Origin of the sequence: Litchfieldella rifensis (assembly GCF_042646605.1) — a bacterium.
Taxonomy (GTDB): domain Bacteria; phylum Pseudomonadota; class Gammaproteobacteria; order Pseudomonadales; family Halomonadaceae; genus Litchfieldella; species Litchfieldella rifensis.
The window spans coordinates 14,824-36,617 of the sequence record NZ_JBHRUG010000016.1 but is presented as its reverse complement, the minus strand read 5'-3'; the positions used below and the strand labels follow the sequence as shown (position 1 = coordinate 36,617).

General features: G+C 64.2%; 20 protein-coding genes and 3 tRNA genes. 10 read left to right on the top strand and 13 right to left on the bottom strand.

Features of this window, described 5'->3' with window-relative positions; genetic code table 11:
- Positions 1 to 28: 28 nt before the first annotated feature.
- Entirely contained in the window at positions 29 to 973 is a 945-nt protein-coding gene (locus tag ACFOEV_RS06585) for a LysR family transcriptional regulator (protein WP_386772343.1), read from the bottom strand.
- Positions 974 to 1,106: 133 nt separating this feature from the next.
- On the opposite strand from ACFOEV_RS06585, the gene ACFOEV_RS06580 reads away from it, so the two are divergent.
- From ACFOEV_RS06580 to ACFOEV_RS06570, 3 genes are read left to right on the top strand one after another with little or no spacing between them, the layout of a single operon-like run.
- Complete coding sequence (locus ACFOEV_RS06580; RefSeq protein WP_386772342.1) at positions 1,107 to 2,495, top strand: uracil-xanthine permease family protein; 1,389 nt, start codon at positions 1,107 to 1,109, stop codon at positions 2,493 to 2,495.
- A 12-nt stretch (positions 2,496 to 2,507) separates the two neighbouring features.
- Positions 2,508 to 3,989: an amidohydrolase family protein gene (locus ACFOEV_RS06575; RefSeq protein ID WP_386772341.1), complete on the top strand. Its 1,482-nt coding sequence runs from the start codon at positions 2,508 to 2,510 to the stop codon at positions 3,987 to 3,989.
- Complete coding sequence (locus ACFOEV_RS06570) at positions 3,986 to 4,699, top strand: sulfite exporter TauE/SafE family protein (protein WP_386772340.1); 714 nt, start codon at positions 3,986 to 3,988, stop codon at positions 4,697 to 4,699. The genes ACFOEV_RS06575 and ACFOEV_RS06570 overlap by 4 nt, the downstream gene beginning before the upstream one ends.
- A gap of 6 nt (positions 4,700 to 4,705) precedes the next feature.
- Here ACFOEV_RS06570 and polA read toward each other — a convergent pair whose 3' ends face one another.
- A complete protein-coding gene (polA, locus tag ACFOEV_RS06565; RefSeq protein ID WP_386772339.1) occupies positions 4,706 to 7,492 on the bottom strand; it encodes a DNA polymerase I in 2,787 nt (928 codons plus the stop codon).
- A gap of 199 nt (positions 7,493 to 7,691) precedes the next feature.
- Between polA and ACFOEV_RS06560 the strand changes: the two genes are divergently transcribed.
- The 3 genes from ACFOEV_RS06560 to speA all read left to right on the top strand — a co-directional run bounded on the left by ACFOEV_RS06560 (position 7,692) and on the right by speA (position 10,943).
- A complete protein-coding gene (locus tag ACFOEV_RS06560; protein ID WP_386772338.1) occupies positions 7,692 to 7,982 on the top strand; it encodes a DUF2782 domain-containing protein in 291 nt (96 codons plus the stop codon).
- 100 nt (positions 7,983 to 8,082) lie between these two features.
- Entirely contained in the window at positions 8,083 to 9,045 is a 963-nt protein-coding gene (locus ACFOEV_RS06555; protein ID WP_386772337.1) for a homoserine kinase, read from the top strand.
- Positions 9,042 to 10,943 carry a biosynthetic arginine decarboxylase gene (speA, locus tag ACFOEV_RS06550; RefSeq protein ID WP_386772336.1) on the top strand — a complete coding sequence of 634 codons (1,902 nt, stop codon included), beginning with the start codon at positions 9,042 to 9,044 and terminating at the stop codon, positions 10,941 to 10,943. The genes ACFOEV_RS06555 and speA overlap by 4 nt, the downstream gene beginning before the upstream one ends.
- Positions 10,944 to 10,999: 56 nt before the next feature.
- On the opposite strand, the gene ACFOEV_RS06545 is transcribed toward speA, so the two are convergent.
- The 9 genes from ACFOEV_RS06545 to ACFOEV_RS06505 all read right to left on the bottom strand — a co-directional run bounded on the left by ACFOEV_RS06545 (position 11,000) and on the right by ACFOEV_RS06505 (position 17,619).
- Positions 11,000 to 11,665, bottom strand: coding sequence for a fumarylacetoacetate hydrolase family protein (locus ACFOEV_RS06545; protein ID WP_386772335.1), 666 nt, complete (start codon positions 11,663 to 11,665; stop codon positions 11,000 to 11,002).
- Between the two features lie 112 nt (positions 11,666 to 11,777).
- Positions 11,778 to 12,716 (bottom strand): ectoine hydroxylase, encoded by a 939-nt coding sequence (thpD, locus tag ACFOEV_RS06540; RefSeq protein ID WP_386772334.1) that lies wholly within the window; start codon positions 12,714 to 12,716, stop codon positions 11,778 to 11,780.
- A gap of 266 nt (positions 12,717 to 12,982) precedes the next feature.
- Positions 12,983 to 13,058, bottom strand: a tRNA-Thr gene (locus tag ACFOEV_RS06535).
- A gap of 36 nt (positions 13,059 to 13,094) precedes the next feature.
- Positions 13,095 to 13,169 (bottom strand) — tRNA-Gln (locus ACFOEV_RS06530).
- A 6-nt stretch (positions 13,170 to 13,175) separates the two neighbouring features.
- Positions 13,176 to 13,251: transfer RNA gene (locus ACFOEV_RS06525), tRNA-Phe, on the bottom strand.
- Positions 13,252 to 13,339: 88 nt separating this feature from the next.
- Positions 13,340 to 13,612 carry an oxidative damage protection protein gene (locus ACFOEV_RS06520; RefSeq protein ID WP_386772333.1) on the bottom strand — a complete coding sequence of 91 codons (273 nt, stop codon included), beginning with the start codon at positions 13,610 to 13,612 and terminating at the stop codon, positions 13,340 to 13,342.
- The gene (mutY, locus tag ACFOEV_RS06515) at positions 13,609 to 14,724 is read right to left on the bottom strand and encodes an A/G-specific adenine glycosylase (RefSeq protein ID WP_386772432.1); all 1,116 of its coding nucleotides are present in this window, start codon (positions 14,722 to 14,724) and stop codon (positions 13,609 to 13,611) included. The genes ACFOEV_RS06520 and mutY overlap by 4 nt, the downstream gene beginning before the upstream one ends.
- Before the next feature lie 82 nt (positions 14,725 to 14,806).
- Complete coding sequence (locus ACFOEV_RS06510; RefSeq protein ID WP_386772332.1) at positions 14,807 to 17,167, bottom strand: AsmA family protein; 2,361 nt, start codon at positions 17,165 to 17,167, stop codon at positions 14,807 to 14,809.
- Entirely contained in the window at positions 17,164 to 17,619 is a 456-nt protein-coding gene (locus tag ACFOEV_RS06505; protein ID WP_386772331.1) for a GNAT family N-acetyltransferase, read from the bottom strand. Before ACFOEV_RS06505 ends, ACFOEV_RS06510 begins: the two co-directional genes overlap by 4 nt.
- Positions 17,620 to 17,765: 146 nt before the next feature.
- Here ACFOEV_RS06505 and hisB point away from each other — a divergent pair, with 146 nt between their 5' ends.
- From hisB to hisF, 4 genes are all read left to right on the top strand, one after another.
- Complete coding sequence (gene hisB / locus ACFOEV_RS06500; RefSeq protein WP_386772330.1) at positions 17,766 to 18,359, top strand: imidazoleglycerol-phosphate dehydratase HisB; 594 nt, start codon at positions 17,766 to 17,768, stop codon at positions 18,357 to 18,359.
- A 61-nt stretch (positions 18,360 to 18,420) separates the two neighbouring features.
- Positions 18,421 to 19,062 (top strand): imidazole glycerol phosphate synthase subunit HisH, encoded by a 642-nt coding sequence (gene hisH / locus ACFOEV_RS06495; protein WP_386772329.1) that lies wholly within the window; start codon positions 18,421 to 18,423, stop codon positions 19,060 to 19,062.
- Positions 19,063 to 19,167: 105 nt separating this feature from the next.
- A complete protein-coding gene (gene hisA, locus ACFOEV_RS06490) occupies positions 19,168 to 19,920 on the top strand; it encodes a 1-(5-phosphoribosyl)-5-[(5-phosphoribosylamino)methylideneamino]imidazole-4-carboxamide isomerase (RefSeq protein WP_386772328.1) in 753 nt (250 codons plus the stop codon).
- A gap of 4 nt (positions 19,921 to 19,924) precedes the next feature.
- Positions 19,925 to 20,698, top strand: coding sequence for an imidazole glycerol phosphate synthase subunit HisF (hisF, locus tag ACFOEV_RS06485; RefSeq protein ID WP_386772327.1), 774 nt, complete (start codon positions 19,925 to 19,927; stop codon positions 20,696 to 20,698).
- A gap of 92 nt (positions 20,699 to 20,790) precedes the next feature.
- On the opposite strand, the gene ACFOEV_RS06480 is transcribed toward hisF, so the two are convergent.
- Both ACFOEV_RS06480 and ACFOEV_RS06475 read right to left on the bottom strand, forming a co-directional pair.
- Positions 20,791 to 21,384 carry a YjaG family protein gene (locus tag ACFOEV_RS06480; RefSeq protein WP_386772326.1) on the bottom strand — a complete coding sequence of 198 codons (594 nt, stop codon included), beginning with the start codon at positions 21,382 to 21,384 and terminating at the stop codon, positions 20,791 to 20,793.
- A gap of 40 nt (positions 21,385 to 21,424) precedes the next feature.
- Positions 21,425 to 21,721: an MGMT family protein gene (locus tag ACFOEV_RS06475; RefSeq protein ID WP_386772325.1), complete on the bottom strand. Its 297-nt coding sequence runs from the start codon at positions 21,719 to 21,721 to the stop codon at positions 21,425 to 21,427.
- Positions 21,722 to 21,794: the final 73 nt, after the last annotated feature.

Here is a 21,794-nt window from a genome sequence, read left to right as displayed (position 1 = left end):
CCGCGGCCATGGCCGCGGGCGTTCTTGTTTACGCATTCCCCGGCGCGCTTGGTATAGCACCATCACCCTTGGGCTCGATACCGAGTAGCGCCTCACTCAACTCCTCCGCCAGCACCGCCACCGCCAACGGCAGCGAGCGCTCGGCAGCGCTGCACAGCACCAGCCGGGCCTTGGCGATGTTCCGATCCTGCAGCGGCTTGAACACCAGTTCCCCATGCTCCAGTTCGCGGGCGATATCGAGCTTGTTGAGAAAGGCTACCCCCAAACCTGCCCGCGCCAGCGACTTGATCGTCAGGATTCGGTTGCAGCCGGCCAGTGGCGTGAGGTCGATGTCCGAATGCGCAAGTGTCCGTTCCAGGGTCGAACCGTGAAACATCTCGGCGCTGGGCAGAATCGCCGGGTAGTGACGACAGTCACGCAGGTGCACCGTCTCCTTCTCGGCCAGCGGATGCGATGGCGCCACCACCGCGCCGAAGCCCAGCTCGACCGCCTGATCGAAGCGAATCCGCCGTGTCACCGGCGGGTTCATACAGATGCCGATATCGGCCTCGCCAGTGGCGACCTGCTCCAGGATCGTCTCAGTCAGGCCGGTGGTCAGCACGAAACGCACCCTGGGAAAGCGCTCTCTGAAGCCACGCAACAGGGTCGGCAGCAACTGGTCGGTCAGCGACTCGATGGTGGCGATGCGAACCTCGGCGCAGCCGGTACCGCGAATATCGCCCAGCGTTTCCAGCATCTGGCGCTCGTCGCGCTGCCATTGACGAATCTGGTAGAGCATCAGCTCCCCCGCCGGCGACAGCCGTAGCCCCCGCGGCAAGCGCTCGAACAGCGGTACGCCGAGTTCATCCTCGAGCTTGAGAATCTGGCGATTGACTGCCGAGGCGGCAACGTGCAGCCGTTCCGCCGCCTTGCGCAGCGACCCTTGGCGGGCGACTTCCTCGAAATAGCGCAGGGAGGTCAGCAGTAACTGCATAGCACGTCATCCAGAGCGGAGCGGATCGTTGCCTTTTCGGCAACGAAATGAACGAAACTTTATTATGGACCAGGACAGTCGGGAGACGCTAGCTTTCGTAGAGCGGCGACAACAATTACAGAGGAAGCTAGCGATGAAAACGACACACGATCCCACCGAGACGAATGCTGCGACGGTCGAGCCCGTGGATGAGATGCTGCCGTTGCATTCGATGATGCTCTACGGCTTCCAGCACGTGCTGGTGATGGCCGCCGCGCCGATCACCGCCGTGTTCCTGGTTGGCCGGGCAATGGGCTTCGACAGCGACGTCACGGTTGCCCTGATGAGCGCGACCTTCCTGGCCTGCGGCCTGGGCACGCTGCTGCAGTCCTTCGGTCCCTTCGGCATCGGCGCGCGGCTGCCTTTCGTCCAGGTGCCGGGCGGCGCGCCGATCGTGATTTTCCTGGCCATCGCCCAGGCCACCGACATCCAGACGGCGACCGGCGCGGTGATTCTCACCGGGCTGTTCTACTTTCTGGCCCTGCCGTTTTTCACCAAAGTCCTGAAGTTCTTTCCGCCGATCGTGATCGGCACCATGCTGCTGTTGGTCGCGGTCAATTTGATTCGAATCTTCGGCGGGCTGATTACCGGCAAGCCGGACTCGCCGGATTTTGCCGATATGACCGGCATCGTCCTGGCGCTGCTCACTATGGGCTGCATCGTGATCTTCGCCCGCGTGTTCACCGGCGTGCTGCAGCGCATCGCCGTGATGCTGGGGCTGGTCGCCGGCGCGATCGTGGCCACGCTGCTCGGCGTGATGAGCTTCGACAACGTGCTGTCCGGCCCGGTGGTAGCCTTGCCGTCGCTGTTCCCCTTCGGCATGCCGAAGTTCGATATCTTCGCCTCGCTGCCGCTGATCATCTTCAGCGTGGTGTCGATGACCGAGGCCACCGGCCAGACCATGGCCACCGCCGAGATCGTCGAGAAAAAGGGCGACGCACGCGCGCTGGTGCCGCGCAACATCCGTGCCGACGCGCTGGGTTCGCTGATCGGCGGCTGCTTCGGCACCTCGCTGATCATCACCAGCGGCGAGAACATCGGCATCGTACGCGCCACCGGCGTGCGCTCGCGCTACGTGACCGTGGCGGCCGGCATCATCCTGGTCGTGCTGGCACTGCTCGCTCCGCTCGGCCGGCTGGCCGCCACCCTGCCAACCGCAGTGGTCGCCGGTACCGCGGTGATCGTGTTCGCGATCATCGGCGTGATGGGTATCAACATCCTGCGCAAGGTCGATTTCAACGAGCACGGCAACATGTTCACGCTGGCCGCGGCGCTGGCCATGGGCCTGATTCCCATTGTCGTACCCGGCTTCTACAGCGCCTTCCCTCAGCATCTGCAGATCATCCTCGGCAACGGCCTGGCCATGGGCACGCTGACGGCGGTGCTGGTCAATATCCTGTTCCACCACCTCGGTCACTCCCGCACCCCGGCTCCGGCAACCAAGCAGGCCGACCTCGCCAGCGAACACGTCAAGAGCAAGTAGAAAGGGAACCTCATGTACACTCAGTCACAGGCCCGCGACGCCGTGGGCCAAGGGAAGCTTTCTCCCGAGATTTTCGATGCCGACGCCCTTCTGCTGCTTCCCGAGGAGGTACTGCTCGAGAGCGGCTGCGCCAAGGGCCAGGCGGTCCTCGTCGCGGGCGGGAAGTTCGCCGAGATCGACGAGCGCGAGGCACTGCTCGCCCGCCATCCCGAACTGACGCCGATCGAGTTGCCGGGCAAGCTGCTGATGCCCGGCTTCATCGACACCCACCATCACCTGACCCAGTCGCTGGGCAAGTCGCTGGTGTTCGGCGAGCCCTCCGAGATCTTCAAGCGCATCTGGGTCCCGCTCGAGGCCAGCCTCGACGAGAAGACGCTGCACCTCTCGGCCAAACTCGCCGCGCTGGAGGCGCTGCGCGGCGGTTTCACCACCGCGGTGGACGCCGGCACCCGCGCCTCGGCAGAGATCGGCAGCATCGCCCAGGCCGCCGAGGAGACCGGCCTGCGCTGCGTGCTGGGCTTCATTTGCAACGACCTGGGCGGCAAGGACGCGATCAAGGACGGCGCCGCGATCCGTCGCGACGCCGAGCGGCATTTGGCCCGCTGGGCCGGGCATGCGCTAGTCGCGCCGTCGCTGGCGGTGTCGATCCCCGAGGTGGCCAGCGATGCCATGCTCCACGACGTGGCCGCGCTGTGCGCCGAGAGTGACGCCATCTTCCAGACTCACGTCAACGAGCACCTCCAGGCAGTGGAGCGCTCGTTGGTCGCGCGGCGCCAACGCCCCCTGGAGCATCTGCACGCGGTGGGTGCGCTGGGGCCGCAGACGCTGGTCGCTCACGCCACCCTGGTCACGCCAACGGAGCTCAACCTGCTGCGCGACACCGGTACCGCGGTGGCCTTCAATCCGGTTGCCAGCTCGTGGAAGGGCAACGCCGTGGCGCCGGCACTGCAGATGGCCGCGCTGGGCATCCGCTTTGGCCTGGGTACCGACGGCACACGCAGCGACGCCTTCCGCCTGATGGATGCCGCCGAGACCAGCCAGCGTCTGACCGTCGGCCTGGCGTCCGGGGATTCGTCCTGCGGCGGCGGCTGGCTATGGCTCGATCACGCCACCCGGGCCAGCGCCGACGCGGTGGGGCTCAAGGGGCTGACCGGAGAGATCGCCCCGGGCCTGGCCGCCGACTTCCTGCTCGTCGATCTCGACGTGCCGGAGATGACACCGTCCTGGGATCGTCCCTGGGAGCTGGTACGCTATGCCAATCGTGACCAGATCGAGGCCGTGTTCACCAACGGTTGCCTGCGTCTGTGGCAGGGCTGGCCGGTGAATTGGGATGCCCGCGCGCTGCTGCGCGAGGTGCGCGAGGCGGCCGGCGCCGCGGTGGAACGCGCGCCGATCTACCGCGTGCATCCGCCGTCGTCGGCACACTGGGCAACGATCAACGGGAATCAGGAGATCGGCGCCGAGCTGACCGCGGGAGCGGCTCGCCAGTCATGAACGAGATCGTCATCTTCGTTATCATCGCCGCCGCCACCGGCATCGCTGCCTTCGTACAGGGCGCGATCGGCATCGGCTTCGCGCTGATCGTCGCCCCGGTGCTGGGCTTCCTGCGCCCCGATCTGCTGCCGATCGCGCTGCTGATCCTGATGTTGCCGCTCAATCTCTACGTCGGCCTGCGCGAGCGCGAGGCAACCGACTGGAAGGGTGTCGGCTGGATCAGCCTGGGTCGCCTGCCCGGCACCTTCATCGGCCTGTGGATCCTGGTCATCCTGAGCGCCGACAGTCTCAACCAGGTGGTCGGCGCCTCGACGGTGATCGCCGTACTCGCCGCCCTGTTCGCCCCGGTGTTCCGACCGCAACGTAGCGCTTGCGCCACCGTCGGCGTCATTACCGGCGTCACCGAGACAGCCACCGGCGTCGGTGGCCCACCCCTGGCGCTGCTCTACCAGCATCGTCCCGGGCCGGAACTGCGCTCGACCATTGCCTGCTGCTTTCTGGTCGGCGAGATCATCTCGCTGATCATTCTGGCCGCGGCGGGCAAGTTCCACCTCGACCAACTGCTCTGGGCCCTCTACCTGCTGCCGCCGCTGGTCATCGGCAGCGTCGCCAGCCGCGTGACACACCACCGTATCGACGCCAGGCGTCTGCGCCAGGGCGTGCTGCTGTTCGCGCTGGTGTCCGGCGTCATCCTGATGATCCCCTACTAGCGACCCTTAGTGCGCCTCGTCCCAGTTGGCGCCACTCTCGGCCTCGACGATCAGCGGCACCCGCAGCTCGGCGGCGCCACGCATGCGTGACTTGATCGCCTCGATGAAGCCATCCACCTGCGCTTCCTTGACCTCGAAAACCAACTCGTCATGGACCTGCATCACCATCCAGGCATCGAATTCCGCGGCCTTGCCGCTCTGCTCGTGTAGCCAGCTATCGACGTCGATCATCGCCCGCTTGATGATGTCGGCGGCGGTGCCCTGCATGGGGGCATTGATGGCGGTCCGTTCGGCGGCCTGGCGGCGAGCCTGGTTCTGCGCTCGGATCTCCGGCAGATACAGCCGTCGGCCGAACACCGTCTCGACATAGCCATCCTCGGCGGCCTGGGAGCGAATGCGCTCCATGTAGCGCGCCACACCGGGGTAACGGTCGAAATAGCGATCGATATAGGTCTGTGCCTGACCGCGCTCGATATGCAGTTGCTTGCCGAGCCCCCAGGCGCTCATGCCATAGATCAGGCCGAAGTTGATGGCCTTGGCACTGCGTCGTTGGTCCGGCGATACCCGCTCGAGATCGACACCGAATACCTCGGCGGCGGTCGCCGCATGGATATCGCGGTTCTCGGCGAAGGCCCCGAGCAGGCCCTCGTCTTCGGACAGGTGGGCCATGATGCGCAACTCGATCTGCGAGTAGTCGGCAGCGACGATGCGGTAGCCGGGCCGGGCGATGAAGGCCTGGCGGATCTTGCGCCCCTCCTCGGTGCGGATGGGGATATTCTGCAGGTTGGGATCGCTTGAGGAGAGCCGCCCGGTGGCGGCGACCGCCTGATGATAGCTGGTATGCAACCGCTTGGTGGTGGGATTGACCAGCTGCGGCAGCTTGTCGGTGTAGGTCGACTTGAGCTTGGAGAGGCCACGATGCTCCATGATCACCTTGGGCAGCGGATAGTCCAGCGCCAGCTCCTCGAGCACCGCTTCGGCGGTACTGGCAGCGCCCTTGGGCGTCTTCTTGCGTACCGGGATCTTCTGCTCCTCGAACAGGATCTGACCGAGCTGTTTGGGCGAACCCAGGTTGAACTCGCGACCGGCGAGTTCGAAAGCGCGCGCCTCCAGCTCGCGGATGCGCACGGTCAGGGTCTGGCTCTGGCGGTGCAGACGCTCGCCGTCCAGTGCCACGCCATGGCGCTCCATGCGCGACAGCACCGGGATCAGGGGCTGTTCCAACTCATCGAGCACCGTGGCCAGGCGCCCTTCCGCTTCGACGCGTGGACGCAGCTCATGGTGCAGGCGCAGGGTGATATCGACGTCCTCGCAGGCGTAGGGGGCGGCCTGTTCGAGGGAGATCTGATTGAAGGTCAGTTGCTTGGCACCCTTGCCGGCGATGTCCTCGAAGGTGATGGTCTTCTCACCCAGGTATTTGAGCGCCAGGGAGTCCATATCGTGACGGGTGGCGGTGGAGTTGAGCACATACGATTCGAGCATGGTATCGGTCAGTGTCCCCGTCACCCGAATGCCATAGTGGGCCAGCACCGAGATATCATACTTGAGGTTCTGGCCGATCTTGCCCTTGGTCGCGTCTTCCCACAGCGGTTTGAGGGCCTCGAGCACCGCACGTCGGTCGAGTTGCGGGGGAGCATCGAGATAGTCGTGGGCGAGCGGAATGTAGGCTGCCTCACCGGCCTCGAGCGCCAGCCCCACGCCGACGATCTCGGCCTCCATGTAGTTGAGGCTGGTGGTTTCCAGGTCGAAGCAGAACACCCCGGCCTTTTTCAACCGCTCGAGCCAGGTATCGAACTCGGCCTGTTCGAGAATCACATTATCCCGGCGCCCGGCACTGCCCGACGATGTTGCCGCCGCAGCCTCGCCGTGCTCTCCCAACGCCTGGCCACCCTGGATATCGTCGACGCCCTCGTCCCGGCCTTCCAGTAACTCCGCCAGCCAGGCCTTGAACTCCAGCTCGCGATAGAGCTCGAGCAGGGCCTCACGGTCGGGATGAGCGATATCCAGGTCGTCCAGTCCCACCGGCAGTTCGCAGTCGGTCTTGATGGTGGCGAGTTGGTAGGACAGGAAGGCCTGGTCGCGGTGCTCCTCGAGCTTCTTGGCCAGGGTCTTGGCGCCGCGGAAGTCCAGCGTCTTGACCCGCTCCAGATCGGCATAGATGGCCTCCAGGCCACCGCCCATGCCCTGCAACAGGCCCAAGGCGGTCTTCTCGCCGACGCCGGGCACCCCGGGAATGTTGTCGACCTTGTCGCCCATCAGCGCCAGGAAGTCGATGATCAGTTCGGGGGGCAACCCGAACTTGTCCTTGACGCCGGCGACGTCCAGGGTCTCGTCCTTCATGGTATTGACCAGGGTGATGTGCGAGTTGACCAGTTGGGCCATGTCCTTGTCACCGGTGGAGATCACCGCATTGCGGCCGGCCTCGGTGGCATGACGTGCCAGGGTGCCGATGACGTCATCGGCCTCGACCCCCTCGATGCACAGCAGCGGCAGACCGAGAGCTCGCACACAGGCATGCAGGGGCTCGACCTGGTCACGCAGGTCATCCGGCATCGGGGGTCGCTGGGCCTTGTACGCTTCGAACAGTTCGTCACGAAAGGTCTTGCCCTTGGCGTCGAAGACCACCGCCATGGGGCTATCCGGGTAATCCTTGATCAAGCGCTTGAGCATGTTGAGCACGCCCTTGATCGCACCGGTGGGTTGGCCCTTGGAGGTGGTCAGAGGTGGCAAGGCATGGAAGGCGCGATACAGATAGGACGAACCGTCGACGAGGACGATGGGGGGTACGGCCATAGCAGGAGTATCCATTGAGTGATTCACGTATGTCCCCATGATACGCAGCTACCCGCGCCTCGTCAGGCATTCGCCCCTCTTGCCGGCGGGAACAGTCTGCATCCCATCGCCACTATCGAAGGAAAGTGAATTCCTTGTCAGACGAAAGGGTCATACACTGTGAGACACTACGATGAGTGTTAACCGCACGGAGGTCGTCATGAAGACAGCCAAGCTCATTTCCACCCTGGCACTGGGGGCCTGCGTGATGGCCGGCGCATCAGTAGCGGTCGGCCAGCAATCGGAATCCGTCGAGCCCGATGTCACCATTCGCCAGGAAGAGGACCGTACCATTCGCGAATACCGGGTCAACGGTCAACTCTATGCCATCGAGATCCAGCCCGCCAGCGGGCCATCGTATTACCTGGTGGATCGCGATGGCGACGGCAACTTCGAACGCCAGGAGGGCGACCGGATCGCCGTTCCCGAGTGGGTGCTGCTGTCCTGGTGAGGGCCGATCGATTCCCGGCGAAGGATATCGCTACAAGGTGTCGTGCATCGCCGGAGCAAGACGCTACAATAGGCGGCTTGGCAACCCGGGCGAGAGACACATGGCCGTATTCACTCCGCTGAGCGACACGCAAGTCGCTGCTTTTCTTGAACGTTTCGATGCCGGCTCGCTGATACGCCTTGAGGGCGTTGCCAGCGGTACCGAGAATTCAACCTTCTTCGTTACCACCGAGCGTCAGGAACTGGTGTTGACGCTGTTCGAGCAGGGCGAGCATGAGGAGTTGCCGTTCTTCGTCGACCTGCTCGACTACCTGGCCGAGCACCGCCTGCCGGTGCCCGGCCCACTGCATGACCGCCAGGGTATCGCCCTGCAAAGCCTGGCCGACAAGCCGGCCCTGCTGTTTCCGCGCCTGCCCGGCAAGTCACCCCAGGCTCCCAGTCTCGAACAGTGTCGCGCCCTGGGCGATACGCTAGGACACATGCATGCGGTGTCGCGCCACTTCGACGGTCACCGCCCCAACCCCCGCGATCTGCACTGGCTGGTAGCCATGCATCACCGCGTGCTGGTCTATCTGTCGCCGGAAGACCAGACCCTGATGGCCGACGAAGTTGACAACTATCAAGGCTTCTTCGGCGACGCTCCGGACCTGCCCCAAGGCGCCCTGCACGGAGACTTGTTCCGCGACAATACCCTCTTCGATGGCGAGCGGCTGGGCGGCATCATCGATTTCTACAACGGCTGCACCGGCGACCTGCTGTTCGATCTGGCCATCGTCATCAACGACTGGGCCACCGAACCCGACGGACGGCTCGATCCAGCGCGTCATGACATCATCCTCGAGGCCTATCAGGCACGCCGTGAACTGACCGAGGCCGAGCGCCGCGCCTGGCCGGTGATGCTGCGCATGACCGCTCTGCGCTACTGGCTGTCACGACTGCTGGTGGTATATGTCGACCCGCCGGCTCATGACCTCACGCCGCATGACCCGGAGCAGTTTCGCCGCATCCTGCTGGCACGCCTCGAGCACGGCGCTCTGCCCCTACCCGACCGGAGCCCTGCATGATCTCCTCAGCAGCGAACGCTCGCCGTATCTACAACATCGACCAATGGGGCAGCGGCTACTTCGATGTCGATGACAATGGCCGAGCCATGGTTCGCCCCCTGGGTAGCGAAGCCGACGGGCCGACATTGCCCCTGAACGCCCTGGCCACCCAGTTGCGCCAGGCCGGGCTGCGCCTGCCGGTCCTGGTACGCTTCACCGATATCCTGCACGACCGCGTCGAGCAATTATGCGGCGCCTTCGATGCCGCCATGACCGAAGAGGCTTACCAGGGCGGCTACACTGCCGTCTATCCGATCAAGGTCAACCAGCAGCGCCGTGTGGTCGAGGAGATCCTCGCCACCCAGGAGCGTGGACGCGACCGTGTCGGCCTGGAAGCCGGCAGCAAACCGGAACTGCTCGCGGTGCTGGCCCTGTCCGGCGACGGTCCGTCGCTGATCGTCTGCAACGGTTACAAGGATCGCGAATACGTGCGCCTGGCATTGATGGGCGAGAAGCTTGGCCACCGGGTCTATCTGGTGGTGGAGAAGTACTCGGAACTGACGCTGATTCTCGAGGAGGCCGAGCGTCTGGAAGTCAGGCCGCGCATCGGCCTGCGCGCCCGACTGGCGTCGGTGGGCAAGGGCAAATGGCAGAATACCGGCGGCGAGAAGTCCAAGTTCGGCCTCACCGCCGGCCAGGTGCTCGGCGTGGTCGAGCGTCTACGTGCCGCCGATGCCTTGGACAGCCTGCAGTTGGTGCACTTCCACCTCGGCTCGCAAATCGCCAATATCCGCGATATCCAGCGCGGCCTGCGCGAGTGCGCCCGCTTCTACCAGAGCCTGCGCGAACTGGGCGCGCCAGTGGATACGGTGGACGTCGGCGGCGGCCTGGGTATCGACTACGAAGGCACGCGCTCGCGGAGCGAGTGCTCGATCAACTACTCGATGCGTGAATACGCCAGCAACGTGGTCTGGGCCTTTCGTCAGGCCTGCGAGGCGCAGGGCTTGCCTCATCCTCACCTGATTTCCGAGTCCGGCCGCGCACTCACCGCCCATCATGCGGTGCTGATCACCAATGTGATCGGCGAGGAGCGTGTCGCCGAGCACTCTCCTGAACGCCGCATCCAGGGCGATCCCCAGGTCGACGAGCTATGGCGGGTCCATGCCCGCCTGGCGGCCATGGAGGAGCCGCGCGGCCTGGTCGAAGCCTACCACGACCTGGTGCAGGCGATTACCGAGTTGCAGGACCGTTTCGTGATGGGGCTGGCCGACATCGCCGCTCGCGCCGAGGGCGAAGGCGTCTACTTCGCTGCTTGCGCCAGGCTGCGCCAACGCCTCGACACCCGCAACCGCGCCCACCGTGAGATCTACGACGAACTGGCCGAGAAGTTAGCCGACAAGCTGTTCGTCAACTTTTCGCTGTTCCAGTCGGTGCCCGATGTGTGGGGTATTCAGCAGATCTTCCCGGTGCTACCGCTGACCGGGCTCGACCGAGAGCCCACCCGTCGCGGTGTGATTCAGGACATCACCTGCGACTCGGACGGGCGTATCGACCACTACGTCGATGGCCAGGGCGTGGAAGCAACCTTGCCGTTGCCGGAATGGCAGGAAGGCGAGGAAAAGCTGCTGGGGTTCTTCCTGGTCGGTGCCTATCAGGAAATTCTCGGTGATCTGCACAACCTGTTCGGCGATACCGATTCCGTCGACGCCGCCCTCGATCCCGACGGCAACTGGGTGCTCTCCGAAGCGATACACGGCGACAGCGTGGCCGACGTACTCGACTACGTGAACTTTGATGCCGAGGTGCTACGCCATCACCTGGCCGCCCAACTCGAGGCCAGCGGCCTAGCCGAGAGCGAGCGTGAGCTGTTCCTCGACGACCTCTCCGCCGGCCTGCAAGGGTATACCTATCTCGAATAGCCGGCTCGTGACCTCAAGCCGCATGAAGCCTCGCAGCGACGCACACGGCCTACTCCTTATGCGACCACGCGCGTGGTCACTTCCAGACCGCCGGTGAGGGTAAAGTGCAGTTCGGCACCTTTGGGCAGCTTACCCACGCCTGCCGGGGTGCCGGTCAGCACTACATCGCCTGGCAGCAGGGTGAAATGCCGGCTCATTTCCGAGAGCAGGGTCGCGACCGGGAAAATCATGTCGCAACCCGCCCCACCCTGGCGACGCTCGCCGTCGATATCCAGGCTGAAGGCCAGGGCACTCCACTCGGGCACCCCATGCAGCGCCAGGAACGGCGACAGCGGACAGGCGCCATCGAAGGCCTTGGCGATTTCCCACGGGTGCCCCTTCTCCTTCAACCGCGACTGGACATCACGCAGGGTCAGATCCAGTGCCAGCCCCATGCCGACCACCGCCTGCTCGGCTTCTGCAGCGGTGGCCTGGCTCAGCGGTTCACCGATCAACAGCGCCAGTTCGGTCTCGAAATGTACGTCGCCCCGCGAGAAGGGTGCATCGATGGGCTTATCCAACGGTACCGCGCAAGTGGACGGCTTGATGAACAGCAGCGGCTCACTGGGGACAGGATTGTCCAGTTCCTTGGCGTGGTCGGCATAGTTGCGACCGACGCAGACGATCTTGCCGAGCGCATGAGGAAATTCCTGGCCATCGGTGAAACGGGGAACGAAGCGCATGGCGGGTGGACTCCTTGGTTATGCACGCCGCGAGGGCGACCCGCGCTTCAGTCTACCGCAGTGGGCGTGTCGGCCTCCATGGGCACCCGCCATCGCACACGCCTGAAGCCACTCAGGGCGACCAGCGCTCCCCGGGCGCATGCGCCAGAAAGGCCGGACGACGGTGCCGGGCAGCAAAGGGTTCGCCACAGGCATTATCCACTCGATTGTAAACGAAGAACACATTGCTACGCGGATCCGGCGACATGTTGGCGTTGGACCCATGCAGGGTGTTGCAATCGAACAACAGCAGGCCACCCGCCGCTCCGGTCGGCGCTTCGATGCCGTTGCGGCCGATCAGCTCACGCAGTGCTTCTCGTCCGGGCACCCCAAACTCCTGCGCCTTAAGCGACTGCTTGTGGTGATCGTCCGGCGTCTCGCCCAGGCAAGGCACGAACACCCGGTGCGAGCCGGGAATCAGCATCAAGGGCCCGTTGTAGTGATGATTGTCGGTGAGCACGATGGAAGCACTCACCGCATGCATGGCCGGCATGCCGTCCTCGGCGTGCCAGGTTTCGAAGTCCGAATGCCAGTTGAAGCCCTTGCCTTCGAAACCGGGCTTGTAGTTGATACGCGACTGATGCACATAGACATCGCCACCCACAATCTGTCGGGCTCGTCCCATCAACCGCTCGTCCTTGGCCAAGCGCGCAAAGCGCTCGGACAGGAAATGCACGGCGAAGAGCGAGCGAATTTCCTGGCTATCGGGTTCGGTGATGCTGAAATCGTGTCCGGCGTAGTCCTCGCACTCGAGCAATACCTTGAGCTCTTCACGCAGCTCTTCCACTTCCTCTGGCGACAGAAAATCCTGCTCGAACAAGAACCCGTCGCGCTCGAAACGGTCGAGCTGTTGCTGATTCAGCGGGCCATCACTGGCCGCTCCCTTGACCACCGCTTCCTGGCGGTTGAGCCAAAGCGCGTCCAGCGGTTGCGCCAGGCGCGTGGGATAGGGGTCGTGGCCGGTGGCCACATGCGGGGTTGCATTGCGGGATGCGGTCTGTACTGCTGACATCCTAATCTCACCTCCGAAACAAAACGTTTGTGATCAGGCTCAGGTCCAGTCCGGCATGTGCTGCCGTTTTGGGTCGCAGGTAACGACCCTGGCCCGTAAACGCAAGAGCTACGGAACCAATATGGATATGTGAATGTTGGGGCGAAATTTCAAGCGTCTATGCCACAGGCAACAGGCGAGCGCCAGCAAGGCGACAAGCACAAAAAAGCCGCCTCAATGGGCGACTGTTTTGGCTGCAAGTGCTTGTAAATACTTGGGTTTGCCTGTGGTGCCGGCACCAGGAGTCGAACCCGGGACCTACTGATTACAAGTCAGTTGCTCTACCAACTGAGCTATGCCGGCGTAGGCAACTCTTGCTCTTGCGAATCTAGGTTGGCGTGGCTGGGGTACCAGGATTCGAACCTGGGAATGCCGATACCAAAAACCGGTGCCTTACCACTTGGCTATACCCCAGCAGTGTGGTGGCCAGAGACGGAATCGAACCGCCGACACGGGGATTTTCAATCCCCTGCTCTACCGACTGAGCTATCTGGCCGCTGCCAACGGGGACGTATTTAACTAGAAAGCATCAGACCCGTCAAGGCTTTTCAATTCAGAAAGTTGTCGGCTTCATGACCGGCGTTTCATTGGCTCGGTGGCACATAACCCTCGGCCTGGTCGGTCTCGCGATTGTCGAAGAAACGCTCCATCTGTTCCATCAGGTACTCCCGTGCGGCAGGATCCATCATATTGAGATGCTTCTCGTTGATCAGGCGCGTCTGCAGAGACTGCCACTCCTCCCAGGCCTGTTTCGACACGCTGGCCTGGATCTCCTGTCCCTTCTTGCCCGGCAACGGCGGAAAAGGCAGGGCTTCGAGCTCGCGCTGATACTTGCGACAGAATACGGTGTGGCTCATGGCTCACTCTCCTGGGTAAGGGGGGATCGAGGATCGTTCAGACGATGCTGCACCAGGCTGGCCAACAGGGCCTTCACTGGTGATGCCAGGCCCACGTTGGCAGGCCGGTCGGGATCATACCAGAGGCTCCCGGCGTCGTTCACGGCCGGCGCACGCCGACAACGCGCCGGCTGCGGGATGATCACCAGTCTGAAGTGGCTGAAGGTGTGGGTAAAGGCATTCCAGCCCGCCTCGACCTCGGCATCGGGGGCATGGGTGTCCAGCCAGGCCTGCAGCGCCTCGCCGTCGTCGAATTGCGGAAAACACCACAACCCTCCCCACAGCCCCACCGATGGACGCTGTTCCAACAACACTCGCCCCTGAGCATCCTGCAGCAACAGCATCACGGCCTGGCGTTCCGGCAAGGCCTTCTTCGGCTTGGATTCGGGGAAGCGACGTTCCTCGCCGCGCGCGTGGGCGGTGCAGACATCCTCGAAGGGACACAACAGACAGCTCGGCTTGCCACGGCTGCACACCGTCGCCCCCAGGTCCATCATCGCCTGGGTGTAGTGGGGTAGTCGCTCGCTGGGCGTGTAGCGCTCGGCGAGCCGCCACAGGACCCGTTCCACCTGGGGACGCCCCGGCCAGCCCGCCACACCGTGCAGGCGGGTCAGCACCCGCTTGACATTGCCATCGAGGATCAGCGCCCGGCGCCCGGTGCTGATGCTGATGATGGCGCCGGCGGTAGAGCGTCCGATCCCCGGCAGCGCCGCCATGGCCTCGAGGCTGTGCACCGGAAACTCGCCGCCGTGTTCGTCCACCACCATTCGCGCCGCCTTGTGCAGGTTGCGTCCGCGTGCGTAGTACCCCAGCCCGGTCCACAGGTGCAACACCTCGTCCTGGGACGCCGCCGCCAGCGCCCGGACATCGGGAAAGCGCGCCATGAAACGCTCATAGTAGGGAATCACGGTGGTCACCTGGGTCTGCTGCAGCATGATTTCCGAGACCCAGACGCGGTAGGGCGTCTTGTCATGCTGCCAGGGCAGGGTCTTGCGACCATGTCGATCGAACCAGCTCAGCAGTCGGCGCTGAAATTCGGCAGGGGACAGGTCGATCGCTGGCACCTCGTTCATCGGCATACCGTTGTCCTGCGAAGGGGTCACGAAAAAAAGCGCCGACTAGGGAGTCGGCGCAGGGACTGGCTTTCAATGATGCTCACTCAAACAGACCACGCAAGGCGTCACGAAGTTCCTCAGAAGCACCTTCGCCGAGGCGTTCCTCGAGTTCTTCCACAGAATCGCCCAGGCGCTCTTCGATTTCCTCGCCGGCACGACGCTTGGCCTCGTCACGCGCCAGCTTGCCCAATGCCTGCTGGAAGGCCTGGCGGTCGAAGCGGCACCACTCGCTCGTATTCCCACCAAACTCACCCTCGCACCGCACCGGGAAGGGCACCCGCTCGAGTCTCGGGTTGACGCGACAAGCGGCATCGGCGGTATCCACGAAGCGAGCGGCGGCGGCGTAGTCGAAACGCTCGGTGACCAGGTTCAGTTCGCCCTCCCCGCCGAGGGCGATGCCGGGCAAGGTGATTTCCAGATCATCGTTATGGACGACGCCATCGCGGAATACCAGCGTCGCCTGGGCACGATCGAAGCGGGTATCGGGACTCCATTCGCGACTGACTTCCTCCCCTTCCAGCGTGGCCACCGCCGTGCACAGCTCCTGGGACACGTTGACGTCGAGTACCGCACCGTCATTGATACGCAGTGCCGTGCGACCGTTGAGGTTACGCTTGAGCAGATCGAGCGTATTGCCACGCGAGGTCAGTTCACCGTCCAGGTTAAGGCGCCCGCGCAGGGGTGACTCATCTCCGTTCAAGGCCTCGAAGAGTGGCACGATCCTCACCTGCTCGAGCGTCGGCGTCAGGGTCCAACGAACAGGCTCCTGGCGTAGATCCAGGGCAGCAGTGGTGGACAGGTTGCCCTCGTAGAAACGGGCGTCGAAGCGTTCGAGGCGCTGCTGGCCATCGCTGCCGCGCGCCTTCAGGCTGACTTCATCGAACGCCAGATCGAAGGCCTTGAGCCGATTCAGCGTCAGTTGGCCATCCAGTGTCAATGCACTCAGCCAACCCACCGGCAGCAGTTCCCCTGCGGCCTCCTCGGCATAGGCCGAGGCGATCCCCGGCAATTCCAGCCGTGCGGCGCTGTCAGCCGAGCCGTTTTCCGTCGGGGGAGGCGGGAGATAGGCATCCAGATCCAACTGGTCGCCCTGCAAGTCGAAGCTCAGTGACTGACCGTCCAGGCCAGCCCCCAGGCGACCCGTGAAGGTACTGTCGTCGAGCACCAACGTCAGGTTGGTCAGCTCGAATCGCCCGCCACTCCCCTGTACTGGACTGGTCAAGGCCACATCGCTCAGGGCCGAGTCGCTGGCCGTCTCCGGCATCATCCCCGTGCGCGTCAGCCAGGGGCGCAGCGACATCGGCGCCATCTGGAGCTGGCCGCTGTACTGCGGAACAGCGAACAGCTTGTTCATCTCCAGTGCGCCGCTGAGCTTGAGGCTATCCTCGCTGGTCAACAGCAGCTCACGCAGTTGCAAGGTCTCGGCGGCGAGATCGGCATCGGCCATGAAGGTCAGCGACAGCGGCAATGGCTTGTCGCCCAGGGCCGGGTGCGACACGCTGGCATCGAGCTGCCCCTCCTCGAGTTGATAGTGGTCGGCCTCGAGTTCGGCGGTCAACTGCTTGGCACGCAGATTGACCTGCTGCTGGCGGTCTTCGAGTGCCGCCAGGCTCGTCCGGGTGTCGAGCGCCAGCCCCTCCAGGACATACCGACCATCCCTCAGGCCCAGGCGCACGCGGCTCTCGAAGCTCACGTCACTGCTCACTTCGGGCTCGGGGTCGTCGACATCCCGCCAACCGGCATCGGCGAACGATGCCAGGCTGAAGCTCGTCTTGAGCGGGAAGGCGCTATTGGGATTGACATTGCTGCCCGTGATCATCAAGTCATCGAGCCGCAGTTCGAGGCCATTCTGGCGGTCGCTGAACAGGATCTCGCCATTGCGCACCTGCACGCTGGCGATGTTGAGCGCCACCGCCATATCGCCACCGGCGGGGGTGTCCGGACCCGACGAGGCCGGTGCAAGCGCCTCTTCGGCCTCCTCGCCCCGCGACCGGAGACGCTCGAGCAACACCTGCCAATTGCCTCGTCCCTGCTCGTCTCGCCTGAGATTGAGATGCATCGCGTCAAGCGTCAGTCCATCGATGGCGATCTCACCGGACAGCAACGGGGCAAGGGACAGGCTGACTTCGGCGCGCTCGAAGGCGACGAAGGGTTCCTCGTGCGGCTGGTCGGGCAGCCAGGCCTCGGCCTGCTCGACACTGACGCCCAGCCGCGGATAGAACGACCAGGACAGCGGACCGTCCAAGGCCAGCTCCAACCCACTTTGCTGGCGCACCACCTCGATCAGGCGTGGCTTGAGGTCATTGGGGTCGAAAAAGGTGGTGATGTACACCACCGCCGCCACCATTACCAGCCCCAGCACCCCGATCACGGCCAACAGCGTCCGCAACAGCGCTTTCATTGCATTCCTCCCTGTGACGCCAGCGGATTCAATTCGAAATAGTTGCCCCCTTCCGCCAGCCGATATCCCAACCGTGAGAGCAGGAGCTGATCACCCACCATCAGCGACGAGACCGCCACACGCAGCACCCGCCCTTCGCCATAAGCCGACTCGCCGACCAAGGCCAGCAACCGCGACCCCACGCCGCGTCGACGTGTGGCCTTGCGCACGCAGAAATGCGACAGCCACCACGCCTCGTCGTCACGTTCCACGGCAACGGCACCCAGCAGCCGCTCGTTGAAACGCGCGCAACAGAACAGCCCCCCCTGCGACAGATGCTGTAGAATATACTCGTCGGCCGGCAGCGGCAGGCGCTGTGCCGGCGCATCGGCATAGATGAGCGACAGGTCGCGGGCCACCTGGACATCCGCTGCCCAGCAGGCGTAGTCGACCTTGTGAAGCGTTACCGGCATATCATTTTCTCCCCCAGGCCGGGACAGCGGAACGCGGCCGCCCGTCAATCTCGGCATTGTAGCGGATGGGGCACCCGATTCTCTATAATGGCCAACTCTAGTGCTTTCATCGTTACCACAGCGCCCAGCGCAGGAGTCGAGCCACCATGTCCGAGCGTACCGCCACGGTTTCCCGGGACACCAAGGAAACCCAGATCACGGTGAGCGTGAACCTCGACGGTCAGGGCCGCTTCACCTGCGAGACTGGCGTACCCTTCCTCGACCACATGCTCGACCAGGTAGCACGCCATGGCCTGATCGATCTGGAGATCAAGGCCGCCGGCGACCTGCATATCGACGACCACCACACCGTGGAAGACCTCGGAATCACGCTGGGGCAGGCCTTTCGCGAGGCCATCGGCGACAAGCGCGGCATACGCCGTTATGGCCATGCCTATGTACCGCTCGACGAGGCCCTGTCCCGTGTGGTGATCGATTTCTCCGGTCGCCCGGGGCTGTTCATGGACGTCGAGTTCACCCGGGCCAGCATCGGGCGTCTGGACACCCAGCTGTTCTGGGAATTCTTCCAAGGCTTCGTCAACCATGCCCAGGTCAGCCTGCATATCGACAACCTGAAAGGCTTCAACGCCCACCACCAGGCCGAGACCATCTTCAAGGCCTTCGGTCGCGCCCTGCGCATGGCTGTGGAAGCCGACCCGCGGATGGCCGGACAGATGCCCTCCACCAAGGGCTGCCTGTAAGGTGGCCACTCGACTGAGGCCCCGTCCTGTTTTTCGCTGATTCACCGATAAGGAGCGCACCATGACCATTGCCGTCATCGACTACGGAATGGGCAATCTGCATTCCGTCGCCAAGGCGCTGGAGCATGTCACCCACGAGCACGTGGTGGTGACGCGTGATCCGCGCCGCATTCGTGGTGCCACCCGCATGGTGCTGCCCGGGCAAGGGGCCATCCGCGATTGCATGGGCGAACTCGAAAGGACCGAGCTCAAGGGCCTGGTCCTGGAGCTTCTCCACAGCCAGGCCAAGCCCTTGCTGGGCGTCTGCGTCGGTCAGCAGATGCTGCTCGACCATAGCGAAGAAAACAACGGCATTGACTGTCTCGGCTTTCTGCCCGGCCGGGTGCGGCGTTTCAATGACGACCTGCGCGATACCAACGGCGAGCGCCTCAAGGTCCCGCACATGGGCTGGAACCAGGTTGCCCAGCACCACGAACACCCGCTGTGGGCCGGTATCAAGGACGGCGCACGCTTCTATTTCGTGCACAGCTATTATGTGGATGCCGAAGACGACGACACGGTATACGGCACCACCGACTACGGCGGCACCCAGGCTCATGTCGCGGTCGGGCAAGGCTGTGTCTTCGCCGTGCAGTTCCACCCCGAGAAGAGTGCCAGCGACGGCCTGCGGCTGCTGGAAAACTTCGTCAACTGGGTGCCCTGAACCCGCGCCCGGCCAATGGGGCGTCGCAGGCCCTTGGTCGCCGCCTTATTCATCCCCCGAACCAAGAATCATCGCGCCTCTGCCAGGCGCCCATGAGGACACGACATGCTGGTAATCCCCGCCATCGATCTCAAGGACGGCAAGTGCGTCCGCCTCAAACAGGGCCGGATGAGCGACTCCACCACCTATGGCGACGACCCGGTGGCCATGGCCGCACGCTGGGTCGAAGCCGGCGCGCGCCGCCTGCACCTGGTCGACCTCAACGGTGCCTTCGAAGGTGAGCCGGTCAATGGCGAGGCGGTGACCGCCATCGCACGCGCCTATCCGGACCTGCCGATCCAGATCGGCGGTGGTATCCGTTCGCCGCAGACCATCGAGCACTATCTCGCCGCCGGGGTGTCCTACGTGATCATCGGGACCAAGGCGGTCAAGGAACCGGCCTTCGTCGGCGACATGTGCCGGCGTTTCCCAGGCCATGTGATCGTCGGCCTCGACGCCCGCGACGGCTTCGTGGCCACCGACGGTTGGGCCGAGGTATCGACGCTCAAGGCCACCGACCTGGCCCGTCGTTTCGCCGATGACGGCGTCTCGTCGATCGTCTACACCGATATCGCCCGCGACGGCATGATGGGCGGTGTCAATGTCGAGGCCACGGCCGAGCTGGCACGCGCCGGTGGCCTGCCGGTGATCGCCTCGGGTGGCGTAACCGACCTGAACGACCTGCGTGCCCTGGCCAAGGTCGAGCAAGAGGGCATCCTGGGCGCCATCACCGGTCGCGCCATCTACGAGGGCACTCTCGATGTCGCCGAGGCACAACGCCTGTGCGACGAACTGCAAGCCAACCGAACCGGGAGCTGAAGCCATGGGCCTTGCCAAGCGCATCATCCCCTGCCTGGACGTCGACGCCGGTCGCGTGGTCAAGGGCGTCAACTTCGTCGGCATCCGCGATGCCGGTGACCCGGTGGAAATCGCCAGGCGCTACAACCACCAGGGCGCCGACGAAATCACCTTCCTCGACATCACCGCCAGCCACGAGAATCGCGGTACCACGGTGGAGATGGTCGAGCACATCGCCGGCGAGGTATTCATCCCCTTGACCGTCGGCGGCGGCATCCGCACCTGCGAGGACATCCGTACCATGCTCAACGCCGGTGCCGACAAGGTGTCGATCAACACCGCCGCCGTGCACAACCCGGACTTCGTGCGCGAAGCCGCCGAACGTTTCGGCAACCAGTGCATCGTGGTCGCCATCGATGCCAAGCAGGTATCGCAGCGGGGCGAGCCGGCGCGCTGGGAGATTTTCACCCACGGCGGGCGCAAGCCCACCGGCCTGGATGCCGTGGAGTGGGCGCGCAAGATGGTCGAACTGGGGGCCGGCGAGCTGCTCCTGACCAGCATGGATCGCGACGGCACCAAGGCCGGCTTCGATTTGGGCGTGACCCGTGCCATCGTCGATGCGGTGGGCGTGCCGGTGATCGCGTCGGGCGGCGTCGGCAACCTCGATCACCTGGTCGCCGGCGTCACCGAAGGCGGTGCGGACGCCGTGCTCGCCGCCAGCATCTTTCACTTCGGCGAGTACAGCATTCCCGACGCCAAGCGCTACATGGCCGAGCACGGTATCGAGATGCGCCTCTAGGAAGCCATGGATGAGGCCCTTCCAAGGAAGGGAAATGCGATTACGATGCCGTTCATTCTGCCAGGGCTGGCCGGCAGCGGTGGCACTCGCGTCTAGTCCAGCGTCAATCCCAGGTTGCTTACCCCATCGTTACGCCCCAGGCGCCGCAAGGCTTTGAGAGCGTCACGGTCGAGCTCATCTTCTTCCACCGCCTCGAGGACGGCATCCTGGAAGTCGCGCTCATCGGCCATCAGCGGGTGCTCGCGTACCAAGGCGGCCAGGCGCTGGTCGTCGTCCTCGCCCTCGGTGAGCTCGATAAAGGCCCTGACGCCACCGCGCGAGGTCATGCTGACCTCCAGTGGTGCCTCCGGCGCCTCGCCGCGCAAGCCGTCGAGCAGCGCCGACAACGCCACCACGGCGTCCAGGGCGCGGCGCGCACCGAAGCTGTCATCGTCGGGCGGCGGCTCCAGCTCGGCGAGCTTGTCCGCCTGGCGGTCGAAGTCGATCTTCGCGCCCTTGACCAACAGGTGCTCCCACACCAGATCCAGGATATTGCGCAGCGCGGCGATATCACCGCTTCCCGTGTGCTCGGCATACAGCGCATAATTGGGTAACAAGCGTTCACACAGTGCCGCCATGAAGGCCAACCGACGACGGTCATCGAGCTGGCGCAGGCGGTGATGGAAACCACCGGAAGACTGGCTCATGCGTTCTCCTTGCCTTGCAGGACAGAAAGCGTCGAAAGCGTCAGGGCCACAGACGTTCAGCGGCGACACGCCCGCTGGCATCGAAAACCACACCTTCGGCGCGCAGCTTGTCACGCTGACGCGTCGCACCGCCATGGTCGGCGACCCGGCGGCTGGCATTGATGACCCGATGCCAGGGAAGCCCGTGGCCATCGGGCAGATGACGCATGGCACTGCCCACCATGCGAGGCGTGGCGCCTTCGGTCATCTTCGCCACCCGTCCGTAGGTGGTGACACGTCCCGGCGGAATCTGCGCGACAATCGTGTAGATCTGTTCGAGCAGTTCAGGACGTGCCATGTGGCCCCTCCCTTGTCGTCGCCATCCGCCAAGTTCCGAGCACGCCGTACTGGACGCCACTGACGGCCGTATC

What these genes read in the sequence shown, in the direction of transcription:
- ACFOEV_RS06545 (WP_386772335.1), bottom strand. Translation starts at nt 11,665, where the DNA reads ATGCGCTTCGTTCCCCGTTTCACCGATGGCCAGGAATTTCCTCATGCG.
- hisA (WP_386772328.1), top strand. Translation starts at nt 19,168, where the DNA reads ATGCTGGTAATCCCCGCCATCGATCTCAAGGACGGCAAGTGCGTCCGC.
- ACFOEV_RS06585 (WP_386772343.1), bottom strand. Translation starts at nt 973, where the DNA reads ATGCAGTTACTGCTGACCTCCCTGCGCTATTTCGAGGAAGTCGCCCGC.
- hisF (WP_386772327.1), top strand. Translation starts at nt 19,925, where the DNA reads ATGGGCCTTGCCAAGCGCATCATCCCCTGCCTGGACGTCGACGCCGGT.
- speA (WP_386772336.1), top strand. Translation starts at nt 9,042, where the DNA reads ATGATCTCCTCAGCAGCGAACGCTCGCCGTATCTACAACATCGACCAA.
- ACFOEV_RS06475 (WP_386772325.1), bottom strand. Translation starts at nt 21,721, where the DNA reads ATGGCACGTCCTGAACTGCTCGAACAGATCTACACGATTGTCGCGCAG.
- ACFOEV_RS06580 (WP_386772342.1), top strand. Translation starts at nt 1,107, where the DNA reads ATGAAAACGACACACGATCCCACCGAGACGAATGCTGCGACGGTCGAG.
- ACFOEV_RS06575 (WP_386772341.1), top strand. Translation starts at nt 2,508, where the DNA reads ATGTACACTCAGTCACAGGCCCGCGACGCCGTGGGCCAAGGGAAGCTT.
- ACFOEV_RS06570 (WP_386772340.1), top strand. Translation starts at nt 3,986, where the DNA reads ATGAACGAGATCGTCATCTTCGTTATCATCGCCGCCGCCACCGGCATC.
- hisB (WP_386772330.1), top strand. Translation starts at nt 17,766, where the DNA reads ATGTCCGAGCGTACCGCCACGGTTTCCCGGGACACCAAGGAAACCCAG.
- ACFOEV_RS06505 (WP_386772331.1), bottom strand. Translation starts at nt 17,619, where the DNA reads ATGCCGGTAACGCTTCACAAGGTCGACTACGCCTGCTGGGCAGCGGAT.
- mutY (WP_386772432.1), bottom strand. Translation starts at nt 14,724, where the DNA reads ATGAACGAGGTGCCAGCGATCGACCTGTCCCCTGCCGAATTTCAGCGC.
- ACFOEV_RS06510 (WP_386772332.1), bottom strand. Translation starts at nt 17,167, where the DNA reads ATGAAAGCGCTGTTGCGGACGCTGTTGGCCGTGATCGGGGTGCTGGGG.
- ACFOEV_RS06555 (WP_386772337.1), top strand. Translation starts at nt 8,083, where the DNA reads ATGGCCGTATTCACTCCGCTGAGCGACACGCAAGTCGCTGCTTTTCTT.
- ACFOEV_RS06480 (WP_386772326.1), bottom strand. Translation starts at nt 21,384, where the DNA reads ATGAGCCAGTCTTCCGGTGGTTTCCATCACCGCCTGCGCCAGCTCGAT.
- hisH (WP_386772329.1), top strand. Translation starts at nt 18,421, where the DNA reads ATGACCATTGCCGTCATCGACTACGGAATGGGCAATCTGCATTCCGTC.
- ACFOEV_RS06520 (WP_386772333.1), bottom strand. Translation starts at nt 13,612, where the DNA reads ATGAGCCACACCGTATTCTGTCGCAAGTATCAGCGCGAGCTCGAAGCC.
- polA (WP_386772339.1), bottom strand. Translation starts at nt 7,492, where the DNA reads ATGGCCGTACCCCCCATCGTCCTCGTCGACGGTTCGTCCTATCTGTAT.
- ACFOEV_RS06560 (WP_386772338.1), top strand. Translation starts at nt 7,692, where the DNA reads ATGAAGACAGCCAAGCTCATTTCCACCCTGGCACTGGGGGCCTGCGTG.
- thpD (WP_386772334.1), bottom strand. Translation starts at nt 12,716, where the DNA reads ATGTCAGCAGTACAGACCGCATCCCGCAATGCAACCCCGCATGTGGCC.